At 59.2% G+C, this 25,391-nt stretch carries 17 protein-coding genes; 6 read left to right on the forward strand and 11 right to left on the reverse strand.

The window, feature by feature from the left end; translation table 11 throughout:
* The first annotated feature begins 304 nt into the window (after positions 1–304).
* Positions 305–2,869, forward strand: a complete 2,565-nt coding sequence (locus ACWKWE_RS15075; RefSeq protein WP_483851324.1) for a PepSY domain-containing protein — start codon at positions 305–307, stop codon at positions 2,867–2,869.
* A 298-nt stretch (positions 2,870–3,167) separates the two neighbouring features.
* Here ACWKWE_RS15075 and ACWKWE_RS15080 read toward each other — a convergent pair whose 3' ends face one another.
* The 11 genes from ACWKWE_RS15080 to ACWKWE_RS15130 form a co-directional block, all read right to left on the reverse strand.
* Positions 3,168–4,142 carry a peptide ABC transporter ATP-binding protein gene (locus tag ACWKWE_RS15080; protein ID WP_483851004.1) on the reverse strand — a complete coding sequence of 325 codons (975 nt, stop codon included), beginning with the start codon at positions 4,140–4,142 and terminating at the stop codon, positions 3,168–3,170.
* Positions 4,142–5,110: an ABC transporter ATP-binding protein gene (locus ACWKWE_RS15085; RefSeq protein ID WP_166593751.1), complete on the reverse strand. Its 969-nt coding sequence runs from the start codon at positions 5,108–5,110 to the stop codon at positions 4,142–4,144. The genes ACWKWE_RS15080 and ACWKWE_RS15085 overlap by 1 nt, the downstream gene beginning before the upstream one ends.
* 10 nt (positions 5,111–5,120) lie before the next feature.
* Positions 5,121–6,032, reverse strand: coding sequence for an ABC transporter permease subunit (locus ACWKWE_RS15090; RefSeq protein WP_166593750.1), 912 nt, complete (start codon positions 6,030–6,032; stop codon positions 5,121–5,123).
* Positions 6,033–6,043: 11 nt separating this feature from the next.
* On the reverse strand, positions 6,044–7,054 hold the full coding sequence (locus ACWKWE_RS15095) for an ABC transporter permease subunit (RefSeq protein ID WP_166593749.1): 1,011 nt from the start codon (positions 7,052–7,054) through the stop codon (positions 6,044–6,046).
* Between the two features lie 75 nt (positions 7,055–7,129).
* Positions 7,130–8,692 (reverse strand): ABC transporter substrate-binding protein, encoded by a 1,563-nt coding sequence (locus tag ACWKWE_RS15100; protein ID WP_483851325.1) that lies wholly within the window; start codon positions 8,690–8,692, stop codon positions 7,130–7,132.
* A 154-nt stretch (positions 8,693–8,846) separates the two neighbouring features.
* Positions 8,847–10,229, reverse strand: a complete 1,383-nt coding sequence (locus tag ACWKWE_RS15105) for an OprD family porin (protein WP_483851005.1) — start codon at positions 10,227–10,229, stop codon at positions 8,847–8,849.
* 155 nt (positions 10,230–10,384) lie between these two features.
* Positions 10,385–11,986 carry an ABC transporter substrate-binding protein gene (locus ACWKWE_RS15110; protein WP_483851006.1) on the reverse strand — a complete coding sequence of 534 codons (1,602 nt, stop codon included), beginning with the start codon at positions 11,984–11,986 and terminating at the stop codon, positions 10,385–10,387.
* Positions 11,987–12,326: 340 nt separating this feature from the next.
* Positions 12,327–13,958, reverse strand: coding sequence for an ABC transporter substrate-binding protein (locus ACWKWE_RS15115; RefSeq protein ID WP_166593745.1), 1,632 nt, complete (start codon positions 13,956–13,958; stop codon positions 12,327–12,329).
* 284 nt (positions 13,959–14,242) lie between these two features.
* Positions 14,243–15,841: an ABC transporter substrate-binding protein gene (locus tag ACWKWE_RS15120; RefSeq protein WP_483851007.1), complete on the reverse strand. Its 1,599-nt coding sequence runs from the start codon at positions 15,839–15,841 to the stop codon at positions 14,243–14,245.
* A gap of 103 nt (positions 15,842–15,944) precedes the next feature.
* Positions 15,945–18,116, reverse strand: coding sequence for an HET-C-related protein (locus tag ACWKWE_RS15125; protein WP_483851008.1), 2,172 nt, complete (start codon positions 18,114–18,116; stop codon positions 15,945–15,947).
* 270 nt (positions 18,117–18,386) lie between these two features.
* On the reverse strand, positions 18,387–19,103 hold the full coding sequence (locus ACWKWE_RS15130) for an SIMPL domain-containing protein (protein ID WP_483851009.1): 717 nt from the start codon (positions 19,101–19,103) through the stop codon (positions 18,387–18,389).
* A 328-nt stretch (positions 19,104–19,431) separates the two neighbouring features.
* On the opposite strand from ACWKWE_RS15130, the gene ACWKWE_RS15135 reads away from it, so the two are divergent.
* The 5 genes from ACWKWE_RS15135 to kdgD all read left to right on the forward strand — a co-directional run bounded on the left by ACWKWE_RS15135 (position 19,432) and on the right by kdgD (position 25,135).
* Entirely contained in the window at positions 19,432–20,691 is a 1,260-nt protein-coding gene (locus tag ACWKWE_RS15135; protein WP_166593741.1) for an ATP-binding protein, read from the forward strand.
* Positions 20,688–21,248 carry a response regulator transcription factor gene (locus ACWKWE_RS15140; RefSeq protein ID WP_166593740.1) on the forward strand — a complete coding sequence of 187 codons (561 nt, stop codon included), beginning with the start codon at positions 20,688–20,690 and terminating at the stop codon, positions 21,246–21,248. Before ACWKWE_RS15135 ends, ACWKWE_RS15140 begins: the two co-directional genes overlap by 4 nt.
* A 99-nt stretch (positions 21,249–21,347) precedes the next feature.
* Positions 21,348–23,084 (forward strand): ABC transporter ATP-binding protein/permease, encoded by a 1,737-nt coding sequence (locus ACWKWE_RS15145; RefSeq protein ID WP_166593739.1) that lies wholly within the window; start codon positions 21,348–21,350, stop codon positions 23,082–23,084.
* Positions 23,085–23,205: 121 nt separating this feature from the next.
* A complete protein-coding gene (locus ACWKWE_RS15150) occupies positions 23,206–23,955 on the forward strand; it encodes a FadR/GntR family transcriptional regulator (RefSeq protein WP_166593738.1) in 750 nt (249 codons plus the stop codon).
* Between the two features lie 268 nt (positions 23,956–24,223).
* A complete protein-coding gene (gene kdgD / locus ACWKWE_RS15155; protein WP_166593737.1) occupies positions 24,224–25,135 on the forward strand; it encodes a 5-dehydro-4-deoxyglucarate dehydratase in 912 nt (303 codons plus the stop codon).
* Positions 25,136–25,391: the final 256 nt, after the last annotated feature.

Consider the following 25,391-nt stretch of genomic DNA (forward strand, 5'->3'; position numbering starts at 1 on the left):
CGGAACCTTGAAGCCCCACCTGCCTTTGGCGGGTGGGGTATTTGTGCGACACCGCCCTTTGCAATCCACAGTCTTGTAGGAGTGAGCTTGCTCGCGATGGCGGTGTGTCAGTTATGTCCTATGTGTCATGCAGACTCCCATCGCGAGCAAGCTCACTCCTACAGATGGGGGCTAAGGCGGCAGTCGAGGCTAGATGCGATCTGTGCTGGGTTGTGACCGAATAAAGAATCAGCCACGCATGAGAATGCATTCCGTTTGTGCGCATAATGCGCGCTGCAGCGGGTTATCGAGGTGATCGAGGGTGTTGAAGAAGGTCCTGTTTCAAGTGCATTGGTTCTTCGGGATCACGGCGGGTCTGGTGTTGGCGCTGATGGGCATTACCGGGGCGCTGTATTCCTTTCAAGAGGAAATCATTGATGCGCTCAATCCCGACACGCTGTTCGTGCAGCCGGGCGAACATCGTCTGTCGCTGGCCGAGATGGTCAGCAAGGTCGAAGCACAGGGCCATGACACGGTCTCGATGTTTCGTATCGAAACCGAGGGCAACCGGGTCGCTCAGGTCTGGTTCAAACCCGCACCCGGCGAACGTCGGGGTGTGATGCACAATTTCGACCCTTTCACCGGCGCGTTCAAGGAAGACGCGGTCGGTCAGGATTTCTTCGGTTTCATCCTCAATCTGCACCGCTTCCTGGCCGCCGGTGAATACGGCAAGCAAGTCACCGCCGCATGCACGCTGATCCTGCTGTTCTTCTGCCTGTCCGGTTTGTACCTGCGTTGGCCTCGCCAAGCGTTGAACTGGCGCGTCTGGCTGACGCTGGACTGGGCGAAGAAGGGGCGCAGCTTCAACTGGGACCTGCACTCGGTGTTCGGCACCTGGTGCCTGATCGTTTACCTGCTGCTGGCGATCACGGGCCTCAACTGGTCCTACGACTGGGTCAGCAATGGCCTGAACACACTCATCGGCGACCCTCCCGTGGCGGGCGAACAGCGCCGTGGCGGGGGAGGGCCGCGACCTGGGCCGGGCCCGAAAGACGCGACACCTGTCGATGCTCCGGCGCCGGACTACGCCGCCATTTGGGCCACGATCCAGAAAGCCGCTGGCCCGGACCTGAAGACTTACAACCTGCGCATGCCTCAGGCGCCAGGTCAGATGGCAACGGTCTTCTACCTTCTCAAAACAGCGCCGCACCCGCGTGCTCTGAACCAGATCACCCTCGACCCGGTAAACGGCCAACTGAAAGCCAACACGCGCTACACCGACAAGGGCTACGGCGCGCAGCTGCTGGTGAGTAACTACGCGCTGCACACGGGCAGTTACTGGGGCCTGACCGGGCGTCTCGTCATTACTCTTGCTGCGCTGATGATGCCGCTGTTTTTCATCACCGGCTGGCTGTTGTATCTGGACCGACGTCGCAAGAAGCGTGACATCCGCAATGCTCGGGGCGAGGTCGCTGGTTCGACACCTGGCGCTTATGGCAGTCAAGGCCCGGCGTGGCTGATTGGCTTCGCCAGCCAGAGCGGTTTCGCCGAGCAACTGGCGTGGCAGACGGCGGGGCAGTTGCAGTCGGCGGGTTTGCCGGTGCGCGTGCAACGGCTGGCAGACGTGACGGAGCAGGACCTGAATCAAAGCCGCAACGCCTTGTTCGTGGTCAGCACGTTTGGCGACGGCGAGGCGCCTGACAGCGCACGGGGTTTCGAGCGCAAGTTGTTGGGTCGCCCGCTGGACCTGGAAAACCTCAATTACGCAGTCCTGGGGTTGGGGGATCGTCAATATCAACAGTTCTGCGGGTTCGCTCAGCGCCTGCACGACTGGTTGACCGAACGTGGCGGCAACACGCTGTTTGCCCCGGTTGAAGTGGACAGCGGCGACAGTGCTGCCTTGAAACATTGGCAGCAACAGTTGGGAGAGCTGACTGGCTCGACACCGGCCAACGCGTGGACAGCGCCGGAGTACGAAAACTGGGTGCTGGCGCAACGGGATTGGCTGAACCCTGGCAGCGTTGGTTCGAAGGTGTTTTTGCTCGGTCTGATTTCAGCTTCCGACACGCAGTGGCAGGCCGGTGATCTGATCGAAGTGTTGCCACGCAACGCACCCTTGGCGGTCGAGCGATTCCTGGCCGGGTTGGGCATTGCAGCGGACACTCCGGTCACGGTCGATGGCTTGAATGAAACGCTGGGTCAGGCGTTGAGCACTCGCCAGTTGCCTGCCAATCGCAGCCATCTGGTCGGACTGCACGCGCAGGCGCTGGTCGACGCGCTGGTGCCGTTGGCCATGCGCGAATACTCGATTGCGTCGATTCCCGAAGAGGGCTCGCTGCAACTGATCGTTCGTCAAGAGATTCATCCTGACGGCAGCCTTGGCTTGGGTTCTGGATGGCTCACCGAGCACGCGGCCGTGGGAGACGCGATCAGTCTGCGGGTACGTCGCAACAGTGGTTTCCACTTGCCGGCCGAGTCGGTCCCTATGATTCTGATCGGCAACGGAACAGGACTGGCGGGGCTGCGCAGTTTGCTCAAGGCCCGCATTGCCCAAGGCGAACCACGCAACTGGCTGCTGTTTGGCGAGCGTCATCTGGCTCACGACTTCCATTGTGGCGATGAGCTGAACGGCTGGCTGGCGTCCGGGGAGCTGGCGCGGCTGGACCTGGCGTTCTCCCGTGATCAGGCGCAGAAAGTCTATGTGCAGGATCGCCTGCGGGAAGCTGCTGACGAGCTGCGTGTCTGGCTGGCCGAGGGGGCCGCGATTTACATTTGCGGCAGTCTGGAAGGCATGGCGACGGGCGTTGATGAGACGTTGAAGGCGTTGTTGGGAGAGCAGGCGGTTCAGGCGCTGATCGAACAGGGGCGCTATCGCCGGGACGTTTACTGAGGGGGGTAGCGGTTTTCAGAGGGTGGATGGCGTACAGAGATTTTCCGTGCGCCTTGAATCTCCTGTGGGAGCGAATTCATTCTGGGCAGCATCCGACGAGGGGCGAGTACATCCGACACATCTCTAGCGTTCAAAGCATCTTTCGCGAATAAATTCGCTCCCACAGGGACAGTGGCGCTGACGAGAAAATGGGGGCTCAGCTGAATCTCCTGTGGGCCCGGTGTACGTGTCACGGATGAGTGCCAAGCAGCCATAAAAAAGCCCCGCCGAAGCGGGGCTTTTGCTGTTCAGGCGTCGATCACGCCACGAACTGTTCCGCATAGTGGCAAGCCACCTGACGGTTATCCACGGTGCGCAGTTCCGGAATTTCGGCGCTGCAACGTTCGGTCGCGTACGGGCAGCGCTTGTGGAAGGCGCAGCCTGATGGCGGGTTGAGCGGGTTGGGCAGTTCGCCGACGATCTTGATCTTCGGCTTCAGCGGGTCCGGGTGAATCGTCGGGGTCGCCGACAGCAGCGCCTGGGTGTACGGGTGCAGAGGGCGGTTATAAATCTCCTCCTTCGGCCCCATTTCGGCAGGACGCCCCAGGTACATCACCAGCACCGTGTCCGCCACATGCCGCACCACCGCGAGGTTGTGGGAAATGAAGACGTAACCGGTGTTGAATTCCTGCTGCAAATCCATGAACAGGTTCAGCACCTGTGCCTGAATCGACACGTCCAGCGCCGACGTCGGTTCGTCTGCCACCAGCACTTTCGGTTGCAGCATCATCGCGCGCGCCAGGGCGATACGCTGACGTTGACCGCCCGAGAACATGTGCGGGTAGCGCTGGTAATGCTCGGGGCGCAGACCGACCTGCTTCATCATCGCCTGCACTTTCTCGCGGCGTTCGGCCGCCGACAGCTTGGTGTTGATCAGCAGCGGCTCGCCCAGTTGATCACCGATCTTCTGGCGTGGGTTCAGCGAGGCGTACGGGCTCTGAAACACCATCTGCACGTCCTTGCGCAGTTGCTTGCGTTGCTCCTTGGTCGCGCCGTTGACTTCCTGCCCGGCGATTTTCAACGAGCCCGAGGAAGGCTCTTCGATCAACGTCAGGGCGCGGGCGAGGGTGGACTTGCCGCAGCCGGATTCACCGACCACCGCCAGCGTCTTGCCGGCTTCCAGTTCGAACGACACTCCGTTGAGGGCGCGCACGGTGGCGTGAGGTTTGAAGAAACCCTGGGATACATCGTAGTGACGGGTGAGGTCACGGGCGGTCAATACGATTTCGCTCATTACGCCACCTCCTGATTCAGCGGGTAGAAGCAGCGGGCGAGGCTGTTGGCTTTAGGGTCCAGCGCAGGGCGCTGTTGGCGGCAGGTCTCTTGAACGTACGGGCAGCGCGGCGACAGCAGGCAGCCGCTCGGACGGTCGTAACGGCCAGGGACGATACCCGGCAGCGTCGAGAGGCGCGCGGCGCCCATGCTGTGTTCGGGAATCGCGGCCAGCAGGGCTTCGCTGTACGGGTGCGCAGGCACGTCGAACAGACCGGGCACATGACCGACTTCCACCGCTTGCCCCGCATACATCACGCACACACGCTGGGCGGTTTCGGCCACGACGGCGAGGTCGTGAGTAATGAGCACCAGGCCCATGTCCTGCTCTTTTTGCAGGGCCAGCAACAGGTCCATGATCTGAGCCTGAATGGTCACGTCGAGCGCAGTGGTCGGTTCGTCGGCGATCAGCAGTTTCGGTTCTCCGGCAATCGCCATGGCAATCGCCACACGCTGGCTCATACCGCCCGAGAGTTGGTGCGGGTAAGCCTCCAGACGCTGTGCGGCGCCCGGGATTTCAACCTTCTGCAGCAGCTCCAGCGCACGTTGGCGCGCAGCGCGGCCCGACATGCCGAGGTGGGCGCGCAGCACTTCCTCGATCTGGAAGCCCACGGTGTAGCTGGGGTTCAGGGCCGTCATCGGGTCCTGGAAGACCATCGACAGGTCTTTGCCGACGATCTGCCGACGCTGGCGCGGGCTCAACTTGAGCATGTCCTTGCCGTCGAAAATCAGGGAATCGGCGGTGACGATGCCGGGGTGATCGATCAGGCCCATCAGCGCCATCATGGTCACGGATTTGCCCGAGCCGGATTCGCCGACGATGGCCAGCACTTCGCCCTTGTCCACGGCCAGGTCCAGGCCGTCGACGACCGGGGTCGCAGTCGCATCGCCGAAGCGAACGTTGAGGTTTTTGATTTCTAAAAGTGGCATTCGGACGTCCTCAGGCGGCGTTCTTGAGTTTCGGGTCCAGCGCATCGCGCAGACCGTCGCCCATCAGGTTGATTGCCAGCACGCTGAGCAAAATGGTCAGACCCGGAAGACTCACCACCCACCAAGCGCGTTCGATGTAGTCGCGGGCCGAAGCGAGCATGGTGCCCCACTCAGGCGTTGGCGGTTGTACACCCAGACCGAGGAAGCCCAACGCCGCAGCGTCGAGAATCGCCGAGGAAAAACTCAAGGTCGCCTGAACGATCAGCGGTGCCATGCAGTTCGGCAGCACGGTGATGAACATCAGGCGCGGCAGGGTCGCACCCGCCAGACGGGCAGCGGTCACGTAGTCGCGGTTCAGCTCACCCATGACAGCAGCACGGGTCAGACGCACGTAGGACGGCAGCGAAACGATGGCGATGGCGATCACGGTGTTGATCAGGCCAGGGCCGAGGATCGCGACGATCGCCACAGCCAGCAGCAGCGACGGCAGGGCCAGCATGATGTCCATCAGGCGCATGATGGTCGGGCCGAGGATTCTCGGGAAGAAACCGGCCAGCAGGCCCATGAGAATCCCTGGAATCAGCGACATCACCACCGACGAAAGGCCGATCAGCAGCGACAGGCGCGAACCCTGAATCAGACGCGACAGCAGGTCGCGACCCAACTCATCGGTGCCCAGCAGGAACCGCCATTGACCGCCTTCGAGCCAGACCGGTGGGGTCAGCAGGAAGTCACGGTATTGCTCGCTCGGATCGTGAGGGGCGACCCACGGCGCGAACAGGGCGCAGAAAACGATCAGCAGCATGAACGCCAGGCCCGCGACGGCGCCTTTGTTCTTCGAGAAATGCTGCCAGAACTCTTTGTAAACGGACGGGTAGAGCAGGCTTTGATCGACTGCTACTACGGGAGTAGGTGTGCTCATAAAAAGTGATCTCAGCGCTGGTGACGAATGCGTGGGTTGGCAAAGCCGTAGAGGATGTCCACCACGAAGTTGACCAGAATCACCAGGCAGGCGATTAACAGGATGCCGTTCTGCACGACAGGGTAGTCACGGGCGCCAATGGCTTCGATCAACCATTTGCCGATACCCGGCCAGGAGAAGATCGTTTCGGTCAGCACCGCACCGGCGAGCAGCGTTCCCACTTGCAGGCCGAACACGGTCAGAACAGGGATCAGCGCGTTGCGCAGGCCGTGGACGAACACCACGCGGGCAGGCGACAGGCCTTTGGCGCGGGCGGTACGCACGTAGTCTTCGCGCAGCACTTCGAGCATCGAGGAGCGGGTCATCCGGGCGATCACCGCCAGCGGAATGGTGCCCAGCACGATGGCAGGAAGAATCAGGTGACGCAGGGCGTCGATGAACGAGCCTTCTTCATCGCTGAGCAGGGTGTCGATCAGCATGAAACCGGTTTTCGGCGGAATGTCGTACAGCAGGTCGATACGCCCCGATACCGGGGTCCAGCCCAGCGATACCGAGAAGAACATGATCAGGATCAGGCCCCACCAGAAGATCGGCATCGAGTACCCCGCCAGGGAGATGCCCATCACCCCATGGTCGAACAGGGACCCTCGTCGCAAGGCCGCGATGACACCGGCCAGAAGCCCGATGATGCCAGCGAATATCAGCGCCGCAATCGACAGTTCCAGCGTCGCCGGGAACAGCGAAGTGAATTCGGTCCACACGCTCGTGCGCGTCCGCAGCGATTCGCCCAGGTCGCCATGGGCGAGCTTGCCGACGTAATCGATGTATTGCGCATAAAGGGGCTTGTTCAGGCCAAGACGTTCCATGGCTTGGGCGTGCATTTCCGGATCGACCCGGCGTTCACCCATCATGACTTCGACCGGGTCGCCCGGAATCAGGCGAATCAGTGCGAAGGTCAGCAAGGTGATGCCGAAGAAGGTGGGTATCAGTAACCCCACTCGGCGAGCGATAAAACTAAACATCTTCTCGTGTACCTCATCTGCCGGTTAGGCGTGTTCCAGCGGGGTTCGTTTTTGCGAACCCGCCGGATTCTTCTTCTACTTCACCTGGGTGGTGGCGAAGTTATTAGTGGTCAGAGGGCTAATGTGGTAGCCCTCTACGTTCTTGCGCATTGCGGTGAACATCTTGGTGTGCGCCATGCTGATCCATGGCTGATCCTGATTGAAGATCACTTGTGCCTGCTCATAGAGCGCAGCACGTTCGGCCGGGTCGGTTTTTTCCCGTGCCTGATCGATCAGGGTCTGGAACTTCTCATTGCACCAGCGAGCGTAGTTCTCGCCGTTTTTGGCGGCTTCGCAGCTGAGGTTCGGCGTCAGGAAGTTATCAGGGTCGCCATTGTCGCCTGCCCAGCCCGCCGACACCATGTCGTGCTCGCCGTTTTTGGCACGTTTGAGCATTTCGCCCCATTCCATGACGCGAATATCTAACTTAATGCCGACTTTCGCCAAATCCGACTGCATCATCTGCGCGCCCAGCATCGGGTTCGGGTTGGTTGGACCGCCGCCGTTGCGGGTGAACAGGGTCAGCACGGTGCCGTCCGGAACGCCCGCTTCCTTAAGCAAGGCACGTGCCTTGTCCAGATCGTGGGCCGGATTCTTCAGCGATTTGTTGTAGCCCAGCAGGGTGTCCGGGTACGGGTTGACGCCGACCGTGGCATTGCCCTTGCCGAACAACGCGTTGACGTAGGCTTCCTTATCGAAGGCGATGTCGATGGCCTTCCGCACCCGCACGTCGCTCATGTACTTGTGGGTGGTGTTCATCGCGATGTAGGAGGTGGTCATCGCGTTCAGCTCATCGACCTTCAGGTTCGCGTCGTTCTTGATGCTCGGAATGTCATCTGGCTTGGGATACAGCGCGACCTGACACTCGTTGGCCTTGAGCTTTTGCAGGCGCACGTTGTTGTCGGTGGCGATGGCCAGAATCAGGGTGTCCGCTGGCGGTTTGCCACGGAAGTAATCCGGGTTGGCCTTGAAACGCACCTGTGCATCCTTGGCGTAGCGCTGGAATACAAAGGGGCCGGTGCCGATCGGCTGGCTGTTCAGGCCTTCGAGTTTATTGCTCTTGAGCAATTGATCGGCGTATTCGGCCGAGTAGATCGAGGAGAAGGCCATGGCAACGTCCGCCAGGAACGGTGCTTCGCGACGGGTCAGGGTGAATTTGACGGTGTTGTCGTCAACCTTCTCGACGTTCTTGAGCAGGTCTTTGAAGCCCATGCTTTCGAAGTACGGGAAACCCACGGTCGATTGTTTGTGCCACGGATGGTTCGGGTCCAGCTGACGCTGGAAGCTCCAGACCACGTCGTCGGCATTCATGTCGCGCGTCGGTTTGAAGTAATCGGTGGTGTGGAACTTGACGCCTTTGCGCAGGTGGAACGTGTAATTGAGGCCGTCTTCGCTGATTTCCCACGATTCGGCCAGGGCCGGCTGGATGTCAGTGCTGCCGGGCTTGAAGTCCACCAGACGGTTGTAAATGGTTTCCGCCGCAGCGTCAGCGGTGACGGCGGTGGTGTACAGCGCAATGTCAAACCCTTCCGGGCTGGCTTCGGTGCAGACCACAAGAGGTTTGGCCTGAACGCCGACCGCGGCGCTGAGCAGTGTCATTCCCAGTGCCAATGCGACTGCGTTGCGCAATGTTGCGAGTTTGAATGTCGATTTCAAGAAAACGCCCTCCGCAAGTGATGAAGCCATTACTCAGTGGGTGTTTCGGGGCATTAAGTTCTGTATGAACCTTGCCCCGAAACTGCCCAGCGGTTGATTAAAGGATGTTGAACGGGATGGTGGTCACCAGACGGAACTCGTTGATGTTGCCGTCAGCCTGGTTCGCACTCGCGCGGTGGGTGGTGTACGTGCCACGCATGGTCGAGGCCTTCAGCGGGCCGGACTGCAGGGTGTACGACGCGCCGACGCCGTATTCGTAGTGAGTTTCGCCGTCCATGCTGCGCACGTCATAGGCGGTGCCTTTGTAGTGCGTACCGTCGATGTCGAAGCCGCGGGCTTGATAGACGTTGAACTTCAGGCCTGGCACGCCGTAGTCGGCCATGTTTAGCAGGTAGCTCAGTTGCACCGACTTCTCGTTCGGTCCGTTGAAGTCCGAGAGCAAGGAGTTGGCGAGGAAGATGGCGTTGCTGTCATGCACGTAGTCGAAGTAGGTGTCACCCTCGACTTCCTGATAGGCGATGCTGAAGCTGTGCGCCTTGTGGGTCGCGGTCAACGACAGGGAGTAGGTGTCGTTGTCGATCGGGCCCATTTTTTTCGAGCCGGAATCTTTGGTTTTGTAGTAGTTCAGGTTGGTGCTCAGGCCCAGGACGTCGGTGTCGCCCAGCTCGTGCAGGAACGAGAAATAGTACTGGTGCCAGAAATCCTGGACGTTCGAAGCGTAGAAGCTGGTCGTCAGGCTTTTGAACGGCTTGTAGTCGACACCGGCCATGTCCACGCGGTCGGCTTCGATGTTCGCGTTGGCGGTGTACTCGGAGCGGAACTTGGTCAGGCTCTGTTCGGAACGCGGTGAGACGCGGTCGAAGCTGCCAGCGGTGAACGACAGGTTGTTGAACTCTTCGCTGAGGATGCTCACACCTTCGAAGCTCGACGGCAGCGCACGGTTACCGATGTAGGCCAGTACCGGCGTGTTCAGCGACTGGCGGCCGGCGGTCAGCGTGGTGTTGGAGATGCGTGCCTTGATGTTGCCAAGGCCCAGCTTGCTCCACTGGCCAACGGGGTCGCCGTTGTTCTTGGTCAACGTGCGGTTGGCGCCGCCCATCAGGTCATCCTTGTCGCGGTCCAGCGCAACGGCGTTGTAGACCGCCATCTGCGTGGCGAACCCGACGGTGCCCTGAGTGAAGCCCGAGCTGTAGTCAACGATGGTGCCTTGCACCCAGTTGATACGACGTGGATCGCGATCGACCACGACGCCGTTCTCGCTGCGGCTGAAATTGCCGCCGCGACGCAGCAGTTCATTGGCGTACCAGTTCTTGGTCGAACCGGTGATTTTCGAGTCTTCCAGAAAGCCTTTGGCTTCGCTCTGGGCGTTGGTGGTGGCCAGTGTCGTCGGGACGAACTCCTGACTGGTTGGCTCTGCCTGGGCCGCGACGCTGAAGGCGAGGGCGGAGAGGGCGAATACAGCGGTGCTGGCTTTTTTCACGTTTGAAGCTCCCTTTTACATCTTTTATAGAGGCCGGTTTTTATGGAGGACCGGCTTTGATGAAGCGGCCTTGTGGGCCTTTTTTCGCTCGTTCCGCGGATTGCGGATAAAGCAGTGCCAAAGGCGAACATTCACCTGTGGCACAGTTGCTCGGGTTAGTCGGCGATGCTGATGCCGGAGAAGTTGTTGCGATTGAACGGACTGACCTGAAACCCCTGAACGTTTTTACGCAACGGCTGAATGACCGTGGAGTGAGCGATCGGCGTGATCGGCACCTGGCTCTTGAGGTAGTGCTGGGCTTGCTTGTAGAGGTCGATGCGCTGGTTTTTGTCCGCCGTGGACACGGCCGACTTGATCAGCGCGTCGTACTTCTCGTCGCACCACATCGAGTAGTTGTTGCCGCCAATGGAGGCGCAGCTGTACAGCGTGCCCATCCAGTTGTCGGGGTCACCGTTGTCGCCGGTCCAGCCGATCAGCGAGATGTCGTGCTCGCCGTTCTTGCTGCGCTTGAGGTACTCGCCCCACTCGTAGCTGACGATGGTCGCCTTGATGCCCACTTTGGCCCAGTCGGCCTGAAGCATCTGAGCCATCAGCTTGGCGTTCGGGTTGTAGGGGCGCTGCACGGGCATGGCCCACAGGGTGAGCTCGGTGCCTTCCTTGACACCGGCAGCGCGTAACAGCTCGCGGGCTTTTTCCGGGTTGTAGGGGGCATCCTTGACGGTTTCATCGTAGGACCACTGGGTCGGCGGCATAGCGTTCTGCGCCAGTTGCCCCGCGCCCTGATACACCGCGTCGATGATCGCCTTCTTGTCCACCGCCATGTCCAGCGCCTGACGAACCTGCAGGTTGTCCAGCGGCGCATGACGCACGTTGTAGGCGATGTAACCGAGGTTAAAGCCGGGTTTCTCGATCACCTGAAGATTCTTGTCTGCCTTGATCGACTCGACGTCGGCGGGGCGGGGATTGAGTGTCACCTGACACTCGTTTTTCTTGAGCTTCTGCACACGCACCGAGGCATCGGTATTGATGGCGAAGATCAGTTGATCGATCTTCACGCGGCTCGGGTCCCAGAAGTGTTTATTGGCGACGTAGCGAATTTGCGAATCTTTCTGATAACGCTGGAATGCAAACGGGCCTGTACCAATGGGCGAATTATTGATCTCGCGAACATTACCCGATGCCATCAGTTTGTCAGCATATTCAGCCGACAGAATAGAGGCGAAGTTCATTGCAATGTTTTGAATGAAGGCCGCGTCCACTTTGTTCAGTGTGAATACGACCGTCATGGCGTCAGTCTTTTCCACTGACTTGATGTTCTTGTCCAGGCCCATGCTGGTGAAGTACGGGAACTCCGTCGGGTAGGCGACGCGGAAGGGATGATCCTTCTGCAACATGCGATTGAAGGTGAACAGCACGTCGTCGGCATTGAAGTCGCGGGTCGGCGTGAACAGCTTGTTGCTGTGGAATTTCACGCCAGGGCGCAGGTGGAACGTGTAAGTCAGGCCATCGGGCGAGATATCCCAGCTCGTCGCGAGCGCAGGCACCACGCTGGTCTCGCCGCGTTCGAACTCCGCGAGGCGGTTGTAGATCGGCTCGGCGGCGTCGTTGTCAGTGCCCGACGTGTATTGGGCGATGTCGAAACCGGCGGGGCTGCCTTCCGAACAAAACACCAGACTCTTGGTAGCCGCTTGTACGGTTGGAATAGTGGCTAATAGCCCAGCAGTGATTAACGAAGACACAACAATGTTTTTACGCATGACAATCCTTATCGTCTGGGACGTGTATCACTTTTCGATGATGCGGAAAATTCCGGGGCAATCGTTTGCGCAAATGGAATTGTCCGATCAGATAAACCGACCGACGGGAAAACGATAACTATCAGGTGCGGGAACTCAGAACGGTATGTCCGTCCGGCCGCACAGTAAATACTTCAGACTTCTTCGATGTCTGTAGGAAAAGTGCATATCGTTAGTAGGCAATTTCTTTCAGCTGCACACTTACTCGTCTAACGATATTCATTTTCGTGTCTGAATCACGCACAAGACGACACGGTCGCGACACCCGAAGGTATCGCGACCGTGCAGTCACAGAGAGTTATTACTTACCGCTGACGCTCACGCCGTAGAACGAGTTCAGACCAAATGGGCTGATCTTGAAGTCCTGAACTTCTTTACGCATCGGTTGGTAAACAGTCGAGTGCGCAATAGGGGTCATAGGGACTGCGGCCTTGAGCAAGTGCTGAGCCTGTTTGTACAGCTCGGTGCGCTTGGACTGGTCGGTGGTTTCCTTGGCCTGGTGGATCAGCTTGTCGAAGCCGTCCTTGTCGCACCATTTGGCGAAGTTGTTGCCGTTGACCGCGTCGCAGCCGAACAGGGTGCCCAGCCAGTTATCCGGGTCACCGTTGTCGCCGCTCCAGCCAATCAGCATCGCACCGTTTTCGCCGTTTTTGGCGCGCTTGATGTACTCGCCCCACTCGTAGGAAACGATCTTGGCGTTGATGCCAATCTTCTTCCAGTCGTTCTGGAGCATCTCAGCCATCAGCTTGGCGTTCGGGTTGTACGGACGCTGAACCGGCATCGCCCACAGGGTGATTTCGGTGCCGTCGGCCACGCCTGCTTTTTTCAGCAGTTCCTTGGCCTTGGCGACGTCGTACGGTGCATCCTTGATCGTGGTGTCGTAGGACCACTGGGTCGGTGGCATGGCGTTCACCGCCAGTTGGCCTGCGCCCTGGTACACCGCGTCGATGATGGCTTTCTTGTCGACCGCCATGTCCAGCGCCTGACGCACTTCCAGCTTGGCCAGCGGGTTAGGCTTGGTCTCGCCCTTGATTTCCGGCATCACGTTGTAGGCGATGTAGCCCAGGTTGAAGCCCGCCTGATCAGGCATCTTCAGCGCAGGATCGTCTTTCAACGGCTTCAGGTCGGCTGGACGCGGATAAGCGGTGATCTGGCATTCGCCTTTCTTCAGCTTCTGAGCGCGAACCGAGGCGTCGGTGGTGATCGCGAAAATCAGGTTGTCGACTTTGACGTCTTCAGGCTTCCAGTAGTCCTTGTTTCCGGTGAAACGGATGTTGGAGTCTTTCTGGTAGCTTTTGAACACGAACGGGCCAGTGCCGATCGGCTTCTGGTTGATGTCTTCCGGCTTGCCTTCCTTGAGCAGTTGGGCGGCGTATTCAGCGGACTGAATGGACGCGAAGCTCATGGCCAGGTTCTGGATGAACGCAGCGTCGACCACGCCCAGGGTCATCTTGACGGTGTGATCGTCGACTTTCTCGATCTTGGTGATGTTGGTGTCCATCGCCATGTCGGTGAAGTACGGGAATTCAGTCGGGTACGCCTTACGGAACGGATCGTCCTTGTTGATCATGCGGTTGAACGTGAACAGCACGTCATCGGCATTGAAGGTACGGGTCGGTTTGAAGTACGGCGTGGTGTGGAACTTGACACCTTCACGCAGGTGGAAGGTGTAGGTCAGGCCGTCCGGGGACACGTCCCAGCTAGTGGCCAGGCCTGGAATGACGGCGGTGCCGCCGCGTTCGAACTGGCTCAGACGGTTGAAAACGGTCTCGGCCGAAGCGTCGAAGTCGGTGCCGGTGGTGTACTGACCTGGGTCGAAACCAGCGGGGCTGCCTTCGGAGCAGAACACCAGGTTCGATGCTGCTTGAGCGAAGGGAGCGCTGGCGATCAAACCTGCGCCGAGGAGAAACGGAATGACCGCTTTTTTGAGCATGGTGGCCTCAGTTGTTGTCATTTTTTAGTTGAGGGTACGACCTTATGGGTCGGTCCCGCGGATACTTATGCAGGCGCCATACCCAAAGCAAGATGCTGGCGCCAAACAAGTGTCAAAGAGTGGCACGAACGTACACGAATGTCGCAAAAGTATAATTTTTGACGCGGTTGAACGTTTGCGTGTCGCATATCGGCATCTTTGTTGCGCGATTTTGGTGCATCGCGCCGTGGCAAATGCACCCGAATGTCCCGCAAGTGTTACTTCGCTGTTGATAAGCGATGGTGCTATTTGGCCACGCTCACCCCATAAAAGGGCGTCAGGCCAAACGGGCTGAGTTTGAAGTCCTGCACCTCCTTGCGCATGGGCTGAAACACTTTGGAGTTGGCGATTGGCGTAATCGGCACGTCGTTTTTCAGGATGTTCTGCGCCTGCTGATACAGCTTGATTCGCTCGTCGCGGTTGCTGGTCAGCTTGGCCTGGGTCACCAATTTGTCGTAGCTCGGGTTGCACCATTTGGCGTAGTTGCTGCCTTTCACCGCCGCACAGCTATAGAGCACGCCGAGCCAGTTGTCCGGGTCACCGTTGTCACCTGTCCAACCATAGATCATCACGTCGTGTTCGCCAGCCTTGGCGCGCTTGATGTACTCGCCCCATTCGTAGCTGACAATGTTGGCCTTGATGCCGATCTTCGCCCAGTCGGACTGAATCATCTGCGCTGACATCCGTGCGTTCGGGTTGGACGCGCGTTGCACGGTCATGGCCCACAGATTGATCTGCGTGCCCGGCGCGACGCCTGCTTCCTTGAGCAGTTGTTTCGCCTTGTCCGGGTTGTAAGGCGCGTCCTTGATATTCGGGTCATAACCCCATTGCGCAGGCGGCAGCGCGTTTTGCGCCAGTTGACCGGCCCCTTGGTACACCGCCTTGATGATCGCCGGCTTGTCGATGGCCATGTCCAGCGCCTGACGCACCTTGAGTTGATCCAGCGGCGGATGGGTCACGTTATAGGCCAGGAAACCGAGGTTGAAGCCGGGTTGGCTCAGCACTTTTAGGTTCGGGTCCTTCTGCGCTTCCTCGATGTCTTGCGGACGCGGATAGCCGCTGATCTGGCATTCGCCGGTCTTGAGTTTCTGCAGGCGGGTGGCCGCGTCGGTGTTGATCGAGAAGATCAGGTTGTCGAGCTTCACGTCCTCCGGCTTCCAGTAATCCTTGTTGCCGGTAAAGCGGATTTGCGCGTCTTTCTGGTAACGCTTGAACACGAAAGGACCGGTTCCGATCGGCTTCTGGTTGATCTCTTCGGCCTTGCCTTGTTTGAGTAGCTGCGCGGCGTATTCAGCGGACTGAATCGAGGCGAAGCTCATGGCCAGGTTCTGAATGAACGCGGCGTCGATGTTGTTCAGGTGAAATTTGACGGTGTGGTCGTCAACCTTCTCCACCTGCTTGATGGTCTTGTTCATGTCCATGTCGGTGAAGTACGGCGACTCGGACGGGTAAGCCTTGCGGAACGGATCGTCGGCGTTGAGCAGGCGATTGAAGGTGAACAGCACGTCGTCGGCATTGAAATCCCGCGTCGGCTTGAAGTAGTCCGTGGTATGGAATTTCACCCCATCGCGCAGATGAAACGTGTAGGTGAGGCCATCGTCGGAGACGTCCCATTTTGTCGCCAGGCCTGGCTCGACTTCAGTGCCGCCCCGCTTGAACTGGGTCAGGCGGTTGAACACGGTTTCAGCCGACGCATCGAACTCAGTACCGCTGGTGTATTGGCTGGGATCGAAGCCAGCGGGGCTGGCTTCGGAGCAATAGACCAAGGTGCTGGCCGCCTGTACCGACGGCACGCACACCGCCATCGCAGCAGCCAGAAGCAGGGGTTTGAAGGTGTTCTCCATGTGGACCTCATGCAAGTGCGGCATTCATGCCGGAATCATCGACGGATGATAGACCGCGCAGAATGCCGCAGCGTTGAGGGTTCGGAAAAGAAAACCGTCTGGCCTATTTGATGATGCCCAGTGACTCATAAAGCGCATAAAGCGCGGCGCCAGCGGACGTGAGCTTTATCAGTGCCCAGAGTGGCGACTCCTTGTCCAGGAACTCGCCTCTCATGAAGTTCAGATACGCAGCGCCATCTTTGGTCAGGCGATCGAGCGAGGCCTGTCCTGTATCAGCGAGGTGCTCATGAATGGCGCGCAGGTCGAGCTTCGAGGTGGCGCGGCGTACGTTTTCGGGGTTTTTCGTCGCCCATTCAGCGACTTGTGCATCCTGCCACTCACTGTTGTGGGGATGCTTGAAATAGTCGATAGCGATAGCAACGGGATCGGCCTGGGTGTCGCCGTTCCAATGATTGACCATTGCGGTGCCTACCGCTCTCACGGCTTCGGATGCCAGACTGCTTGCCAGCAGGTGCAGTGGGTGTTCTGCATGGTCCTTGGCCAGCTGTGAGTGAGTTGGATCAGTCGAGCCATTGTCGTGCGGATCTTCCCCATACCGGGTCTGCCAGTCCTTGATGTTTTCCCCGAATCGCGTAAGTACACCTTGCATGACGATGCCGAGGGCATTACCCAGCACCGAGGCAGGTCCTGTCAGATAGGCCACGCTTCGCTGAATGAACTCCGCGATGGGCAGGCTGACCCATTCATCACGAGCGTTCAGAAAGGCCTGGAAATGCTTGAGGTAGTCAGGGTTCTCGTGCTCTTCGAGAAGAATCAATAGCACCTGCTCGCGAGGGCTTCGGTCACCCGGTTTGGTCGGCATATAGGTGATGTCGTCGACCGAGAAAAGAATCTTGCCCAGTGGGCCGGCCACACTGGCCAGGACATCGGTGGAGCCGAACATCCCGGTCACGAGCGGCAGGCCCGCTTCACAGTCGGCGGGGGAGGTCCATGGCAGCACCTCGGAGTGGCCATTCTTGATCAGCGCCAGTTCCACGAAGTTGGAGTGAGCGAAAAAGTCTTCGAGTATGTGCAACGCCGAGCCAAAGGCGCGCAAACCCCAGGGCTTGCGCGGGTGCTCCATGGCAAATTGCAGCTGGCGTGCCATGAAGTCAACCGACCTGCCGATGTAGTGCTTCATCGATGTCGTGTAGTCAATTTGCAGGAGTGGATCGCCGTCGAACACCAGCGATTCGAAATCCTGGTCCCTTGACTTCGGGTCTGGGGTATTCCGGTCAATGACGCGCGGGTTGTCGATGTGCTCACTGGGGCGGTACACACCGAGCACATCGGGAGTCACTCTGTACAAATCCCCGCTACCCTGGCGAATCGCCCCGAATCGTTTGATGGAAAGCACGTCGACGATCCGGGTAAGGGCGTCACGGGACAGTACGTCGGGGAAGTCCTTGGGCGTATCGGCGGCCCGAATGATCTTGGGATCGAGCAGCTGCGAATAATCCCGCAGCCAGTTGCCAAAATAGATGGTGTCCAGTTCATAGGGGCTCATCTCCAGGTCGTACAGCACGGCCTCGATCGTCTCGTGGGTATGGTGATGTTCATCGCCATCACCTGCTTCAAAGCGTTCACGCTCTGGGTGCGGGTCGGGAGAGTTTGAGGTTTCGTTGAGGTTCGAGTGGCGCCACACGATGCGTACGCGCACTTTACTCCACTGGGTTTCGATATCCAGCGGGCGGGCTGACCCGAACCGGTAGCTGGCAACGCGCACGCGATCGGTGTCGAACTGGCCGAGCGTAGCCATCGCGAGGGAGAAACGAGAGCCCTCTTCACCGTTGGCATCCTTGGCGAGAGGGATCGAACCCTCTTCCAGATAATCGGCGAAGTCCTGACGCAGCACGTTATCGATGTGATGGCCGAACTCGTGCAGAAGAACATCCAGAAACTCGGCGACCCGAACGTCGCTAAGGGCGTTGTCGATCATTGAGGAATGAATGCGGATGACCCGCTCGCTGTTGCTGTAGTCGGCGAGATGATCGCCGTCCTCGATGAGGATGGCCGGGTTGTCGATTTCTCCGGCAAGCAGCCGGTCTTGCAGGGCGCAGTAAACGCTTTCGGGAATGTCCTGGCCAAAGATGCGCGCCATGTTCTCAATGAACCCATCGGCTGAAAGTGTCGTCGCCACCCGGGTCAGCAGGTCCAGGGCAAACGTGCTGTGCACGAGCGCCTCTGTCAGGTCGGGTTGGTCGAGGAAACGGGTTGTCGCAGGTTGAAAAGCCATGATGGATTCTTCCTTGAATCAGTAATAAACGACCGGTCAGGCGTTGCGGGTCCGGGGATATCCCGACCCATCAGACGCTCCGGTCGTGAAGGTGTTGTTGGTGGTACGGGTGTCGAGTGTACGGATTGCACGGGGCGTGGAAATCGGACAGGGCGCGGCGGTGTGTAGGATGCGCTAGCGCGTCGCAAGGGAAGGGGCGACAGATCGTCTGGAAAAGAGTGCAGCAGGGGGGAGGAAACTGCGGCAGCCCTTGGCTGCCGCGGGCAAGGATCAGGGAATCGCGACTTCGATCACGCCATCGGCGGTCACGCTGACCTGGCTGGTCCCGGCCTCGACATCCGGCGTTGGCGCGGCATCGGCGCGGGCCGCTTTCATCATCATGACTGGCGCACGCATATAAGGCTGTGGGTAGCCCGAGGTGTTGAGGTTCAGGTTCACCAGTTTATAGCCGCTGCCACCCAGGGCATCAGTGACCAGTTGTGCGCGGGCTTTGAATGCGGTGACGGCGTTTTTCAGCAAGGTGTCTTCGCTGGTTTTGCGCGCCGGGTCGGAGATGGAGAAGTCCATGCCGCCCATTTTCATATCACTGCCGAGCAGTTCTCCGGTGAGTTTGGAAAGAGCCGCGAAGTCGGGGCTTTCCAGTCGCAGTTCAGCGCGCTCACGCCAGCCGGTGATTTTCTGACCTTTGTCATCATAGATGGGGTAGCTGTTGCGGCTGCCTTGGCGAATCGTCACTCCCTTGACCTGACGGGCCTCGCCGAGGGCTTTGTTAAGGGATTCGGTGATCCCGGCGGCGAGCTTGGCCGGATCGGTATTCTGCAATTCGGTGTACACGGTGACGGTCATCAGGTCGCGCTGAACTTCCTGATTGACCTCAGCGCGCACGGACACCTGATTGTAATGAACGTCTTCGGCCATGACGCAGGCGCTGGCCAGCGCGGCGGCGCCAAAGGTAAGGGCAGTGGCAGTGGGGCGAAGGCTGAACATGTGAAACTCCTTGTTGGGCGAACCGTCCTGAGCGCAGGTTGGAGCGTTGCTGGACGGATGCCCATCAGACTGTGTTTCCGGGATCTTGTTCCAGCGAGGAACAAACGCAGAACCTCACTGTGGGAGCGAATTCATTCGCGAAAAAATGGCTAAGGCGACAGGGATACGTCGGTTGACTGTCCATTCGCGAATGAATTCGCTCCCACAGAAAGCGTTTGCAGCCTGAAGATCCCTCATCGCTGTGGCGCTTTGACGCACATTGACGGAAAGCGCTGTCGCATTGGTTATACTCGCTCGGATTCCCCTGGAGCGCTCATCAGGAGAGCTCATGCTCGCCCCCGTTCAATTGCTGTCTGCCACGCGCCAGAATCTCTGGCGACTGACGTTCATCCGCATTCTGGTGCTCGGTGCCCAAGCCGGTTCGGTAGGGTTCGCCTACCTGTTCAACCTGCTGCCTTTGCCTTGGCTCCAGTTGGACATCACCTTGGGCTTTTCTGCCATCGTTTGCCTTTTGACGGCGATCAGACTTCGCACGTCCTGGCCCGTGACCGAACTGGAATACGCCGTGCAACTGGCGTTCGACTTGTTCATTCACAGCGCGCTGCTGTTTTTCTCCGGCGGGTCGACCAACCCGTTCGTCTCTTATTATCTTGTGCCGCTGACGATTGCCGCCGTGACCCTGCCGTGGCGCTATTCGCTTATTCTCTCGGGCATCGCCTTGGCCTTGTACACCTTGATGCTGGCGAATTTCTATCCTGTCGAAGCCTTCGCCATCGCTCGGGAGAAGATGCAGATCTACGGCATGTGGCTGAGTTTTGCGCTGGCAGCGGGGGTGATCACCTTCTTCGCGGCGCGGATGGCCGAAGAACTGCGCCGTCAGGAACAGATGCGCGCCCTGCGCCGAGAAGAAGGCGCTCGCGATCAGCAACTGCTGGCTGTCGCGACTGAAGCTGCTGGCGCTGCGCACGAACTGGGCACGCCGCTGGCGACCATGAGCGTGCTGCTCAAGGAAATGCAGCAGGACCACAAAGACCCGGCGCTGCAAGAAGACCTGTCGGTGCTTCAAGACCAGGTCAAACTGTGCAAGGAAACCCTGCAACAGCTGGTTCGTGCGGCCGAAGCCAATCGCCGTCTCGCCGTGCAGGAGCAGACCGTCACCCACTGGCTCGATCAGGCGCTCAATCGCTGGCACCTGATGCGGCCCGAAGCCAGCTATCGTTTCCAGCGTCTGGGGCAGGGCGACGTACCGATGGTCGCGCCGCCTCCCGATCTGACCCAAGCGCTGCTGAACTTGCTGAACAACGCCGCCGATGCCTGCCCCGAAGGGCTGGAAGTGAGCCTGGACTGGAGCGCCTGGGAAATCAGCATCACCATTCGCGACCACGGCGCCGGGGTGCCGTTGGCGGTCGCCGAACAGATCGGCAAACCGTTTTTTACCACCAAGGGCAAAGGCTTCGGCCTGGGCCTGTTCTTGAGCAAGGCCAGCGTGACCCGCGCCGGTGGCTCGGTGAAACTCTATCCTCACGAGGAAGGCGGCACGCTCACCGAGCTGCGTCTGCCCCGGAACGCAACAGGAGATGAAGCATGACTGATGACATCCAGGTCGAGGGCGAAGAACTGCCGCACCTGTTGCTGGTGGACGACGACGCCACCTTCACTCGCGTGATGGCACGCGCCATGGCGCGCCGTGGTTTTCGTGTCAGCACCGCCAGTTCCGCCGAGGAAGGTCTGGTGCTCGCCCAGCAGGACATTCCCGACTACGCAACGGTCGATCTGAAAATGGAAGGTGACTCGGGTCTGGTGCTGCTGCCCAAGCTGTTGGAACTGGACCCGGAAATGCGTGTCCTGATACTGACCGGCTATTCGAGCATCGCCACCGCTGTCGAGGCCATCAAGCGCGGCGCCTGCAACTACCTGTGCAAGCCGGCGGACGCAGATGACGTGTTGGCTGCGCTGCTGTCCGAGCACGCCGATCTGGACACGCTGGTGCCGGAAAACCCGATGTCCGTGGACCGCCTGCAGTGGGAACACATCCAGCGGGTGCTGACTGAACACGAGGGCAACATTTCGGCCACGGCGCGGGCCTTGGGGATGCATCGGCGTACGTTGCAGCGCAAGTTGCAGAAGCGACCGGTTCGCCGCTGAGCGAGGATTGCCAGTTAAAGTTTTTTTCATGGAAGACCGCGTGTAGCGTCTGGCACATTGGTGTCAACGCTACTAAATGCCTGCCGCCGAGCCGTTGCCATGAATGTTGATATCGATGAATCCAGGGTCAATGACGCTGTGAACGGGAGCTTTTTTTCCCGAGTCTGGAAACTGGTCACGCCGTACTGGCGTAGCGAAGAAAAGGGCATGGCCTGGGTGCTGCTGATTGCAGTGATCGTGCTCTCGCTGTTCAGCGTCTTTATCTCTGTGCTGGTCAACAGCTGGTACCGGGATTTCTACAACGCGCTGCAAAACAAGGATCTGGGGGCATTTACCCACCTGATTCTGTACTTCTGCGGTATCGCCGCCATCGCCATTCTCGGCGCGGTGTATCGTCTCTACCTCACGCAAATGCTGACCATCCGCTGGCGTCGCTGGCTCACCGAAAAGCATTTCACCAAATGGCTCGCCCACAAGAATTATTACCGGCTGGAGCAGGGCGGGTACACCGATAACCCTGACCAACGTCTGTCTGAAGACCTCAACAACTTCACCTCTGACACCTTGAGCCTGAGCCTCGGCCTGCTGCGCACCGTCGTGAGTCTGGTGTCGTTCTCGGTGATCCTGTGGGGCGTGTCCGGCAGCATCGAGCTGTTCAGCATCACCATCCCCGGTTACATGTTCTGGGCCGCGCTGCTCTACGCCGCTGTCGGCAGTTGGCTGACTCACCTGATCGGCAAAAAGTTGATCGTGCTGAGCAACCAACAACAGCGTTATGAAGCCGACATGCGTTTCTCGCTGGTGCGGGTTCGCGAAAACGCTGAAAGCATTGCCTTGTCCGAAGGTGAAGCCAACGAAAACCAGCGTCTCAGCGCACGATTTGGCATGGTCTGGAGTAACTTCTGGACCATCATGAAAGTGCAGAAACGCCTGACGTTCTTCACCGCCGGTTACTCACAGATCGCTATCGTGTTTGCGTTTGTCGTCGCTGCGCCGCGCTATTTTGCCGGCAAGATCGAACTGGGCGAGCTGATGCAAATCAACTCGGCGTTCGGCAACGTACAAGAGAACTTCAGCTGGTTCATCGACGCGTACACCCAATTGGCGTCGTGGCGCGCCACCTGTGACCGTCTGCTCAGCTTCCGTCAGGCCATGGACGAAAACGAAGCCCGCGTGCCGTCGATTGAAGTGACCCACCAGAGCAATGCCCTGCACGTTCAGGGTTTGGACCTGTCATTGATCGGCGGTCGCCAGTTGCTGAACAACGCCAACATCGACATCGCCGCAGGCGAGAAAGTCATGCTCAGCGGTCGCTCCGGCAGCGGCAAGAGTACGCTGCTGCGGGCGATGGGCGGGCTGTGGAACGAAGGCCATGGCGCGGTGAAACTGCCGGCCAAGCGTGCGTTCTTCCTGCCGCAAAAACCGTATCTGCCCATTGGCACCCTGCGCGAAGCCCTGAGTTATCCACAAGCGCCGGAGGTCTATCCCGCCGAGCGTTTCGCGCAGGTCCTGGAAACGTGCCGTTTGAGCCATCTGGTGCCGCGCCTGGACGAGAGCAATCACTGGCAGCGCATGCTGTCGCCGGGCGAGCAACAGCGTGTGGCGTTTGCCCGTGCGCTGCTGTTCGCGCCAGACTGGCTGTACCTCGACGAAGCCACCTCGGCGATGGATGAGGAAGACGAAGCCGCGCTGTATCAAGCGTTGATCGACGAGTTGCCAGGGGTGACATTGCTCAGTATCGGCCACCGCAGCAGCCTCAAGCGTTTCCATCGCCGCCATGTGCGCATCGACGAGGGCCAGTTGAAGGAGCAATCCCTTACCGAAACGGCGATCTGATACGGCATCGACAGGCCCATCTGCCGCAAAAACCTACGAACACGCCGGGTTTGTTATGTGATCGTACAACCCGGTTGAGCTATCATTAGCCTTTCACCGTATTTAGAGATGCCTGTTGGATATGGAAAATCAGAGTGCTCCGCCTCGCGCACGTCGAAAGCACCGCAGCCTGGCTCAAGAATTGGTCACCGAACTCTCCGAGCGCATCCGCAACGGCGAATTGAAGCGCGGGGACAAACTGCCGACCGAATCCGCAATCATGGAAGAGCAGGGCGTCAGCCGTACGGTCGTCCGTGAAGCCATCTCCCGGTTGCAGGCGTCGGGGCTGGTCGAGACGCGTCACGGCATCGGTACCTTCGTTCTGGACACCCCAAGCCCAAGCGGCTTTCGCATCGATCCGGCCACCATTGTCACGCTGCGTGATGTATTGGCGATTCTGGAGTTGCGCATCAGTCTTGAGGTTGAATCGGCGGGCTTGGCGGCACAACGTCGCTCCGCAGAACAGCTGGCCGACATGCGTGCCGCGCTGGATGCCCTCAATGAAGGGGCTTCCCACGCCAGCGATGCGGTCGGGGCGGATTTCCAGTTCCACATGGCGATTGCGCTGTCCACGGGCAACCGCTATTTCACCGACATCATGACGCACCTGGGAACCAGCATCATTCCCCGCACCCGGTTGAATTCGGCGCGTCTCGCCCATGACGATCATCAGCACTACATGAACCGTCTGAGCCGCGAACACGAAGAGATCTACGACGCCATCGCCCGCCAGGACTCCGACGCCGCCCGCGCCGCGATGCGCCTGCACCTCACTAACAGCCGCGAGCGGTTGCGTCATGCCCATGAAGAGGCGGAGTCGCAACGCGCCTGAGGTCGTATGACCGACGTCTGTAAAACATCTCCTGTAGCGGTCCGGCTTGCCGGCGGTTGCGATTTCAACGACGCCACCGCCGGCAAGCCATGCTGTTACGGGTTTATTCTCATCCCCGCGAAGCCCCCAAACACCACTCATCCTGTCCGGACATAAATAATTCATCCCCCCTATTGAGAGATGTCATTCCTAGTTGTACGATGACTTACGACATCAGCGCAGGTCTGGTGATCCATTCATACAATTAGCTTCCCAGGGTGTTCGAATAATGAATCCACAAGAACTGAAGTCCATCCTTTCCCACGGTCTGCTGTCCTTCCCGGTTACCGACTTCAATGCCCAGGGCGATTTCCACCGCGCTGGTTACATCAAACGCCTCGAATGGCTGGCCCCGTATGGCGCTTCCGCACTGTTCGCAGCAGGCGGTACAGGTGAGTTTTTCTCCCTGACCGGCAGCGAATACTCCGACGTCATCAAAACCGCCGTTGATACCTGCGAGAAAACCGTGCCGATCCTGGCGGGCGTCGGTGGTCCGACCCGTCAAGCGATTCAACAGGCTCAGGAAGCTGAACGTCTGGGCGCCAAAGGCCTGCTGCTGCTGCCTCACTACCTGACTGAAGCCAGCCAGGACGGCGTTGCCGCTCACGTCGAAGCGGTCTGCAAATCGGTCAAGATCGGCGTAGTTGTCTACAACCGTAACGTCTGCCGCCTGACCCCTGCGCTGCTGGAGCAACTGGCTGAGCGCTGCCCGAACCTGATCGGCTACAAAGACGGTCTGGGTGACATTGAGCTGATGGTTTCGATCCGCCGCCGCATGGGCGACCGTTTCTCTTACCTGGGCGGTCTGCCGACTGCCGAAGTCTACGCCGCCGCTTACAAGGCGCTGGGCGTGCCGGTCTACTCCTCGGCGGTGTTCAACTTCGTACCGAAGCTGGCGATGGACTTCTACCACGCTATCGCCAAAGACGATCACGCCACCGTTGGCAAGCTGATCGACGACTTCTTCCTGCCGTACCTGGACATCCGTAACCGCAAAGCTGGCTACGCAGTCAGCATCGTGAAAGCGGGCGCGAAAATCGCTGGCTACGACGCAGGCCCGGTGCGTGCGCCATTGACCGACCTGACGCCAGAAGAGTTCGAAATGCTCGCTGCGCTGATGGACAAGCAAGGTCAGCAGTAACACTCGACCTGCCGCAAAACCGCTGAGCGATCAGCGGTTTTTTGCCGTCGAGGTTCTGGAATAGGGGCAGGCGTTTTCCCATTTTCCGTTTCATGCCATTCGCGTAGGCAAGGTCGCCTGCGCGTGAGTTCGACCCTAGGCGTCACCGTGGCTTCAGCGTGAAGCTGCACCTTTGAAACACGGCTTCAATCGCATCTGGATTTTAGGGGCAGAGGCGAGCAGCACACACATATAAAAAATCGTTTAACCCGCGTAA

It is taken from the genome of Pseudomonas salicis, assembly GCF_057128705.1.

What these genes read in the sequence shown, in the direction of transcription:
- ACWKWE_RS15115 (WP_166593745.1), bottom strand. Translation starts at nt 13,958, where the DNA reads ATGCTCAAAAAAGCGGTCATTCCGTTTCTCCTCGGCGCAGGTTTGATC.
- ACWKWE_RS15150 (WP_166593738.1), top strand. Translation starts at nt 23,206, where the DNA reads ATGGAAAATCAGAGTGCTCCGCCTCGCGCACGTCGAAAGCACCGCAGC.
- ACWKWE_RS15135 (WP_166593741.1), top strand. Translation starts at nt 19,432, where the DNA reads ATGCTCGCCCCCGTTCAATTGCTGTCTGCCACGCGCCAGAATCTCTGG.
- ACWKWE_RS15090 (WP_166593750.1), bottom strand. Translation starts at nt 6,032, where the DNA reads ATGAGCACACCTACTCCCGTAGTAGCAGTCGATCAAAGCCTGCTCTAC.
- kdgD (WP_166593737.1), top strand. Translation starts at nt 24,224, where the DNA reads ATGAATCCACAAGAACTGAAGTCCATCCTTTCCCACGGTCTGCTGTCC.
- ACWKWE_RS15100 (WP_483851325.1), bottom strand. Translation starts at nt 8,692, where the DNA reads ATGACACTGCTCAGCGCCGCGGTCGGCGTTCAGGCCAAACCTCTTGTG.
- ACWKWE_RS15095 (WP_166593749.1), bottom strand. Translation starts at nt 7,054, where the DNA reads ATGTTTAGTTTTATCGCTCGCCGAGTGGGGTTACTGATACCCACCTTC.
- ACWKWE_RS15085 (WP_166593751.1), bottom strand. Translation starts at nt 5,110, where the DNA reads ATGCCACTTTTAGAAATCAAAAACCTCAACGTTCGCTTCGGCGATGCG.
- ACWKWE_RS15110 (WP_483851006.1), bottom strand. Translation starts at nt 11,986, where the DNA reads ATGCGTAAAAACATTGTTGTGTCTTCGTTAATCACTGCTGGGCTATTA.
- ACWKWE_RS15080 (WP_483851004.1), bottom strand. Translation starts at nt 4,142, where the DNA reads ATGAGCGAAATCGTATTGACCGCCCGTGACCTCACCCGTCACTACGAT.
- ACWKWE_RS15125 (WP_483851008.1), bottom strand. Translation starts at nt 18,116, where the DNA reads ATGGCTTTTCAACCTGCGACAACCCGTTTCCTCGACCAACCCGACCTG.
- ACWKWE_RS15140 (WP_166593740.1), top strand. Translation starts at nt 20,688, where the DNA reads ATGACTGATGACATCCAGGTCGAGGGCGAAGAACTGCCGCACCTGTTG.
- ACWKWE_RS15120 (WP_483851007.1), bottom strand. Translation starts at nt 15,841, where the DNA reads ATGGAGAACACCTTCAAACCCCTGCTTCTGGCTGCTGCGATGGCGGTG.
- ACWKWE_RS15130 (WP_483851009.1), bottom strand. Translation starts at nt 19,103, where the DNA reads ATGTTCAGCCTTCGCCCCACTGCCACTGCCCTTACCTTTGGCGCCGCC.
- ACWKWE_RS15145 (WP_166593739.1), top strand. Translation starts at nt 21,348, where the DNA reads ATGAATGTTGATATCGATGAATCCAGGGTCAATGACGCTGTGAACGGG.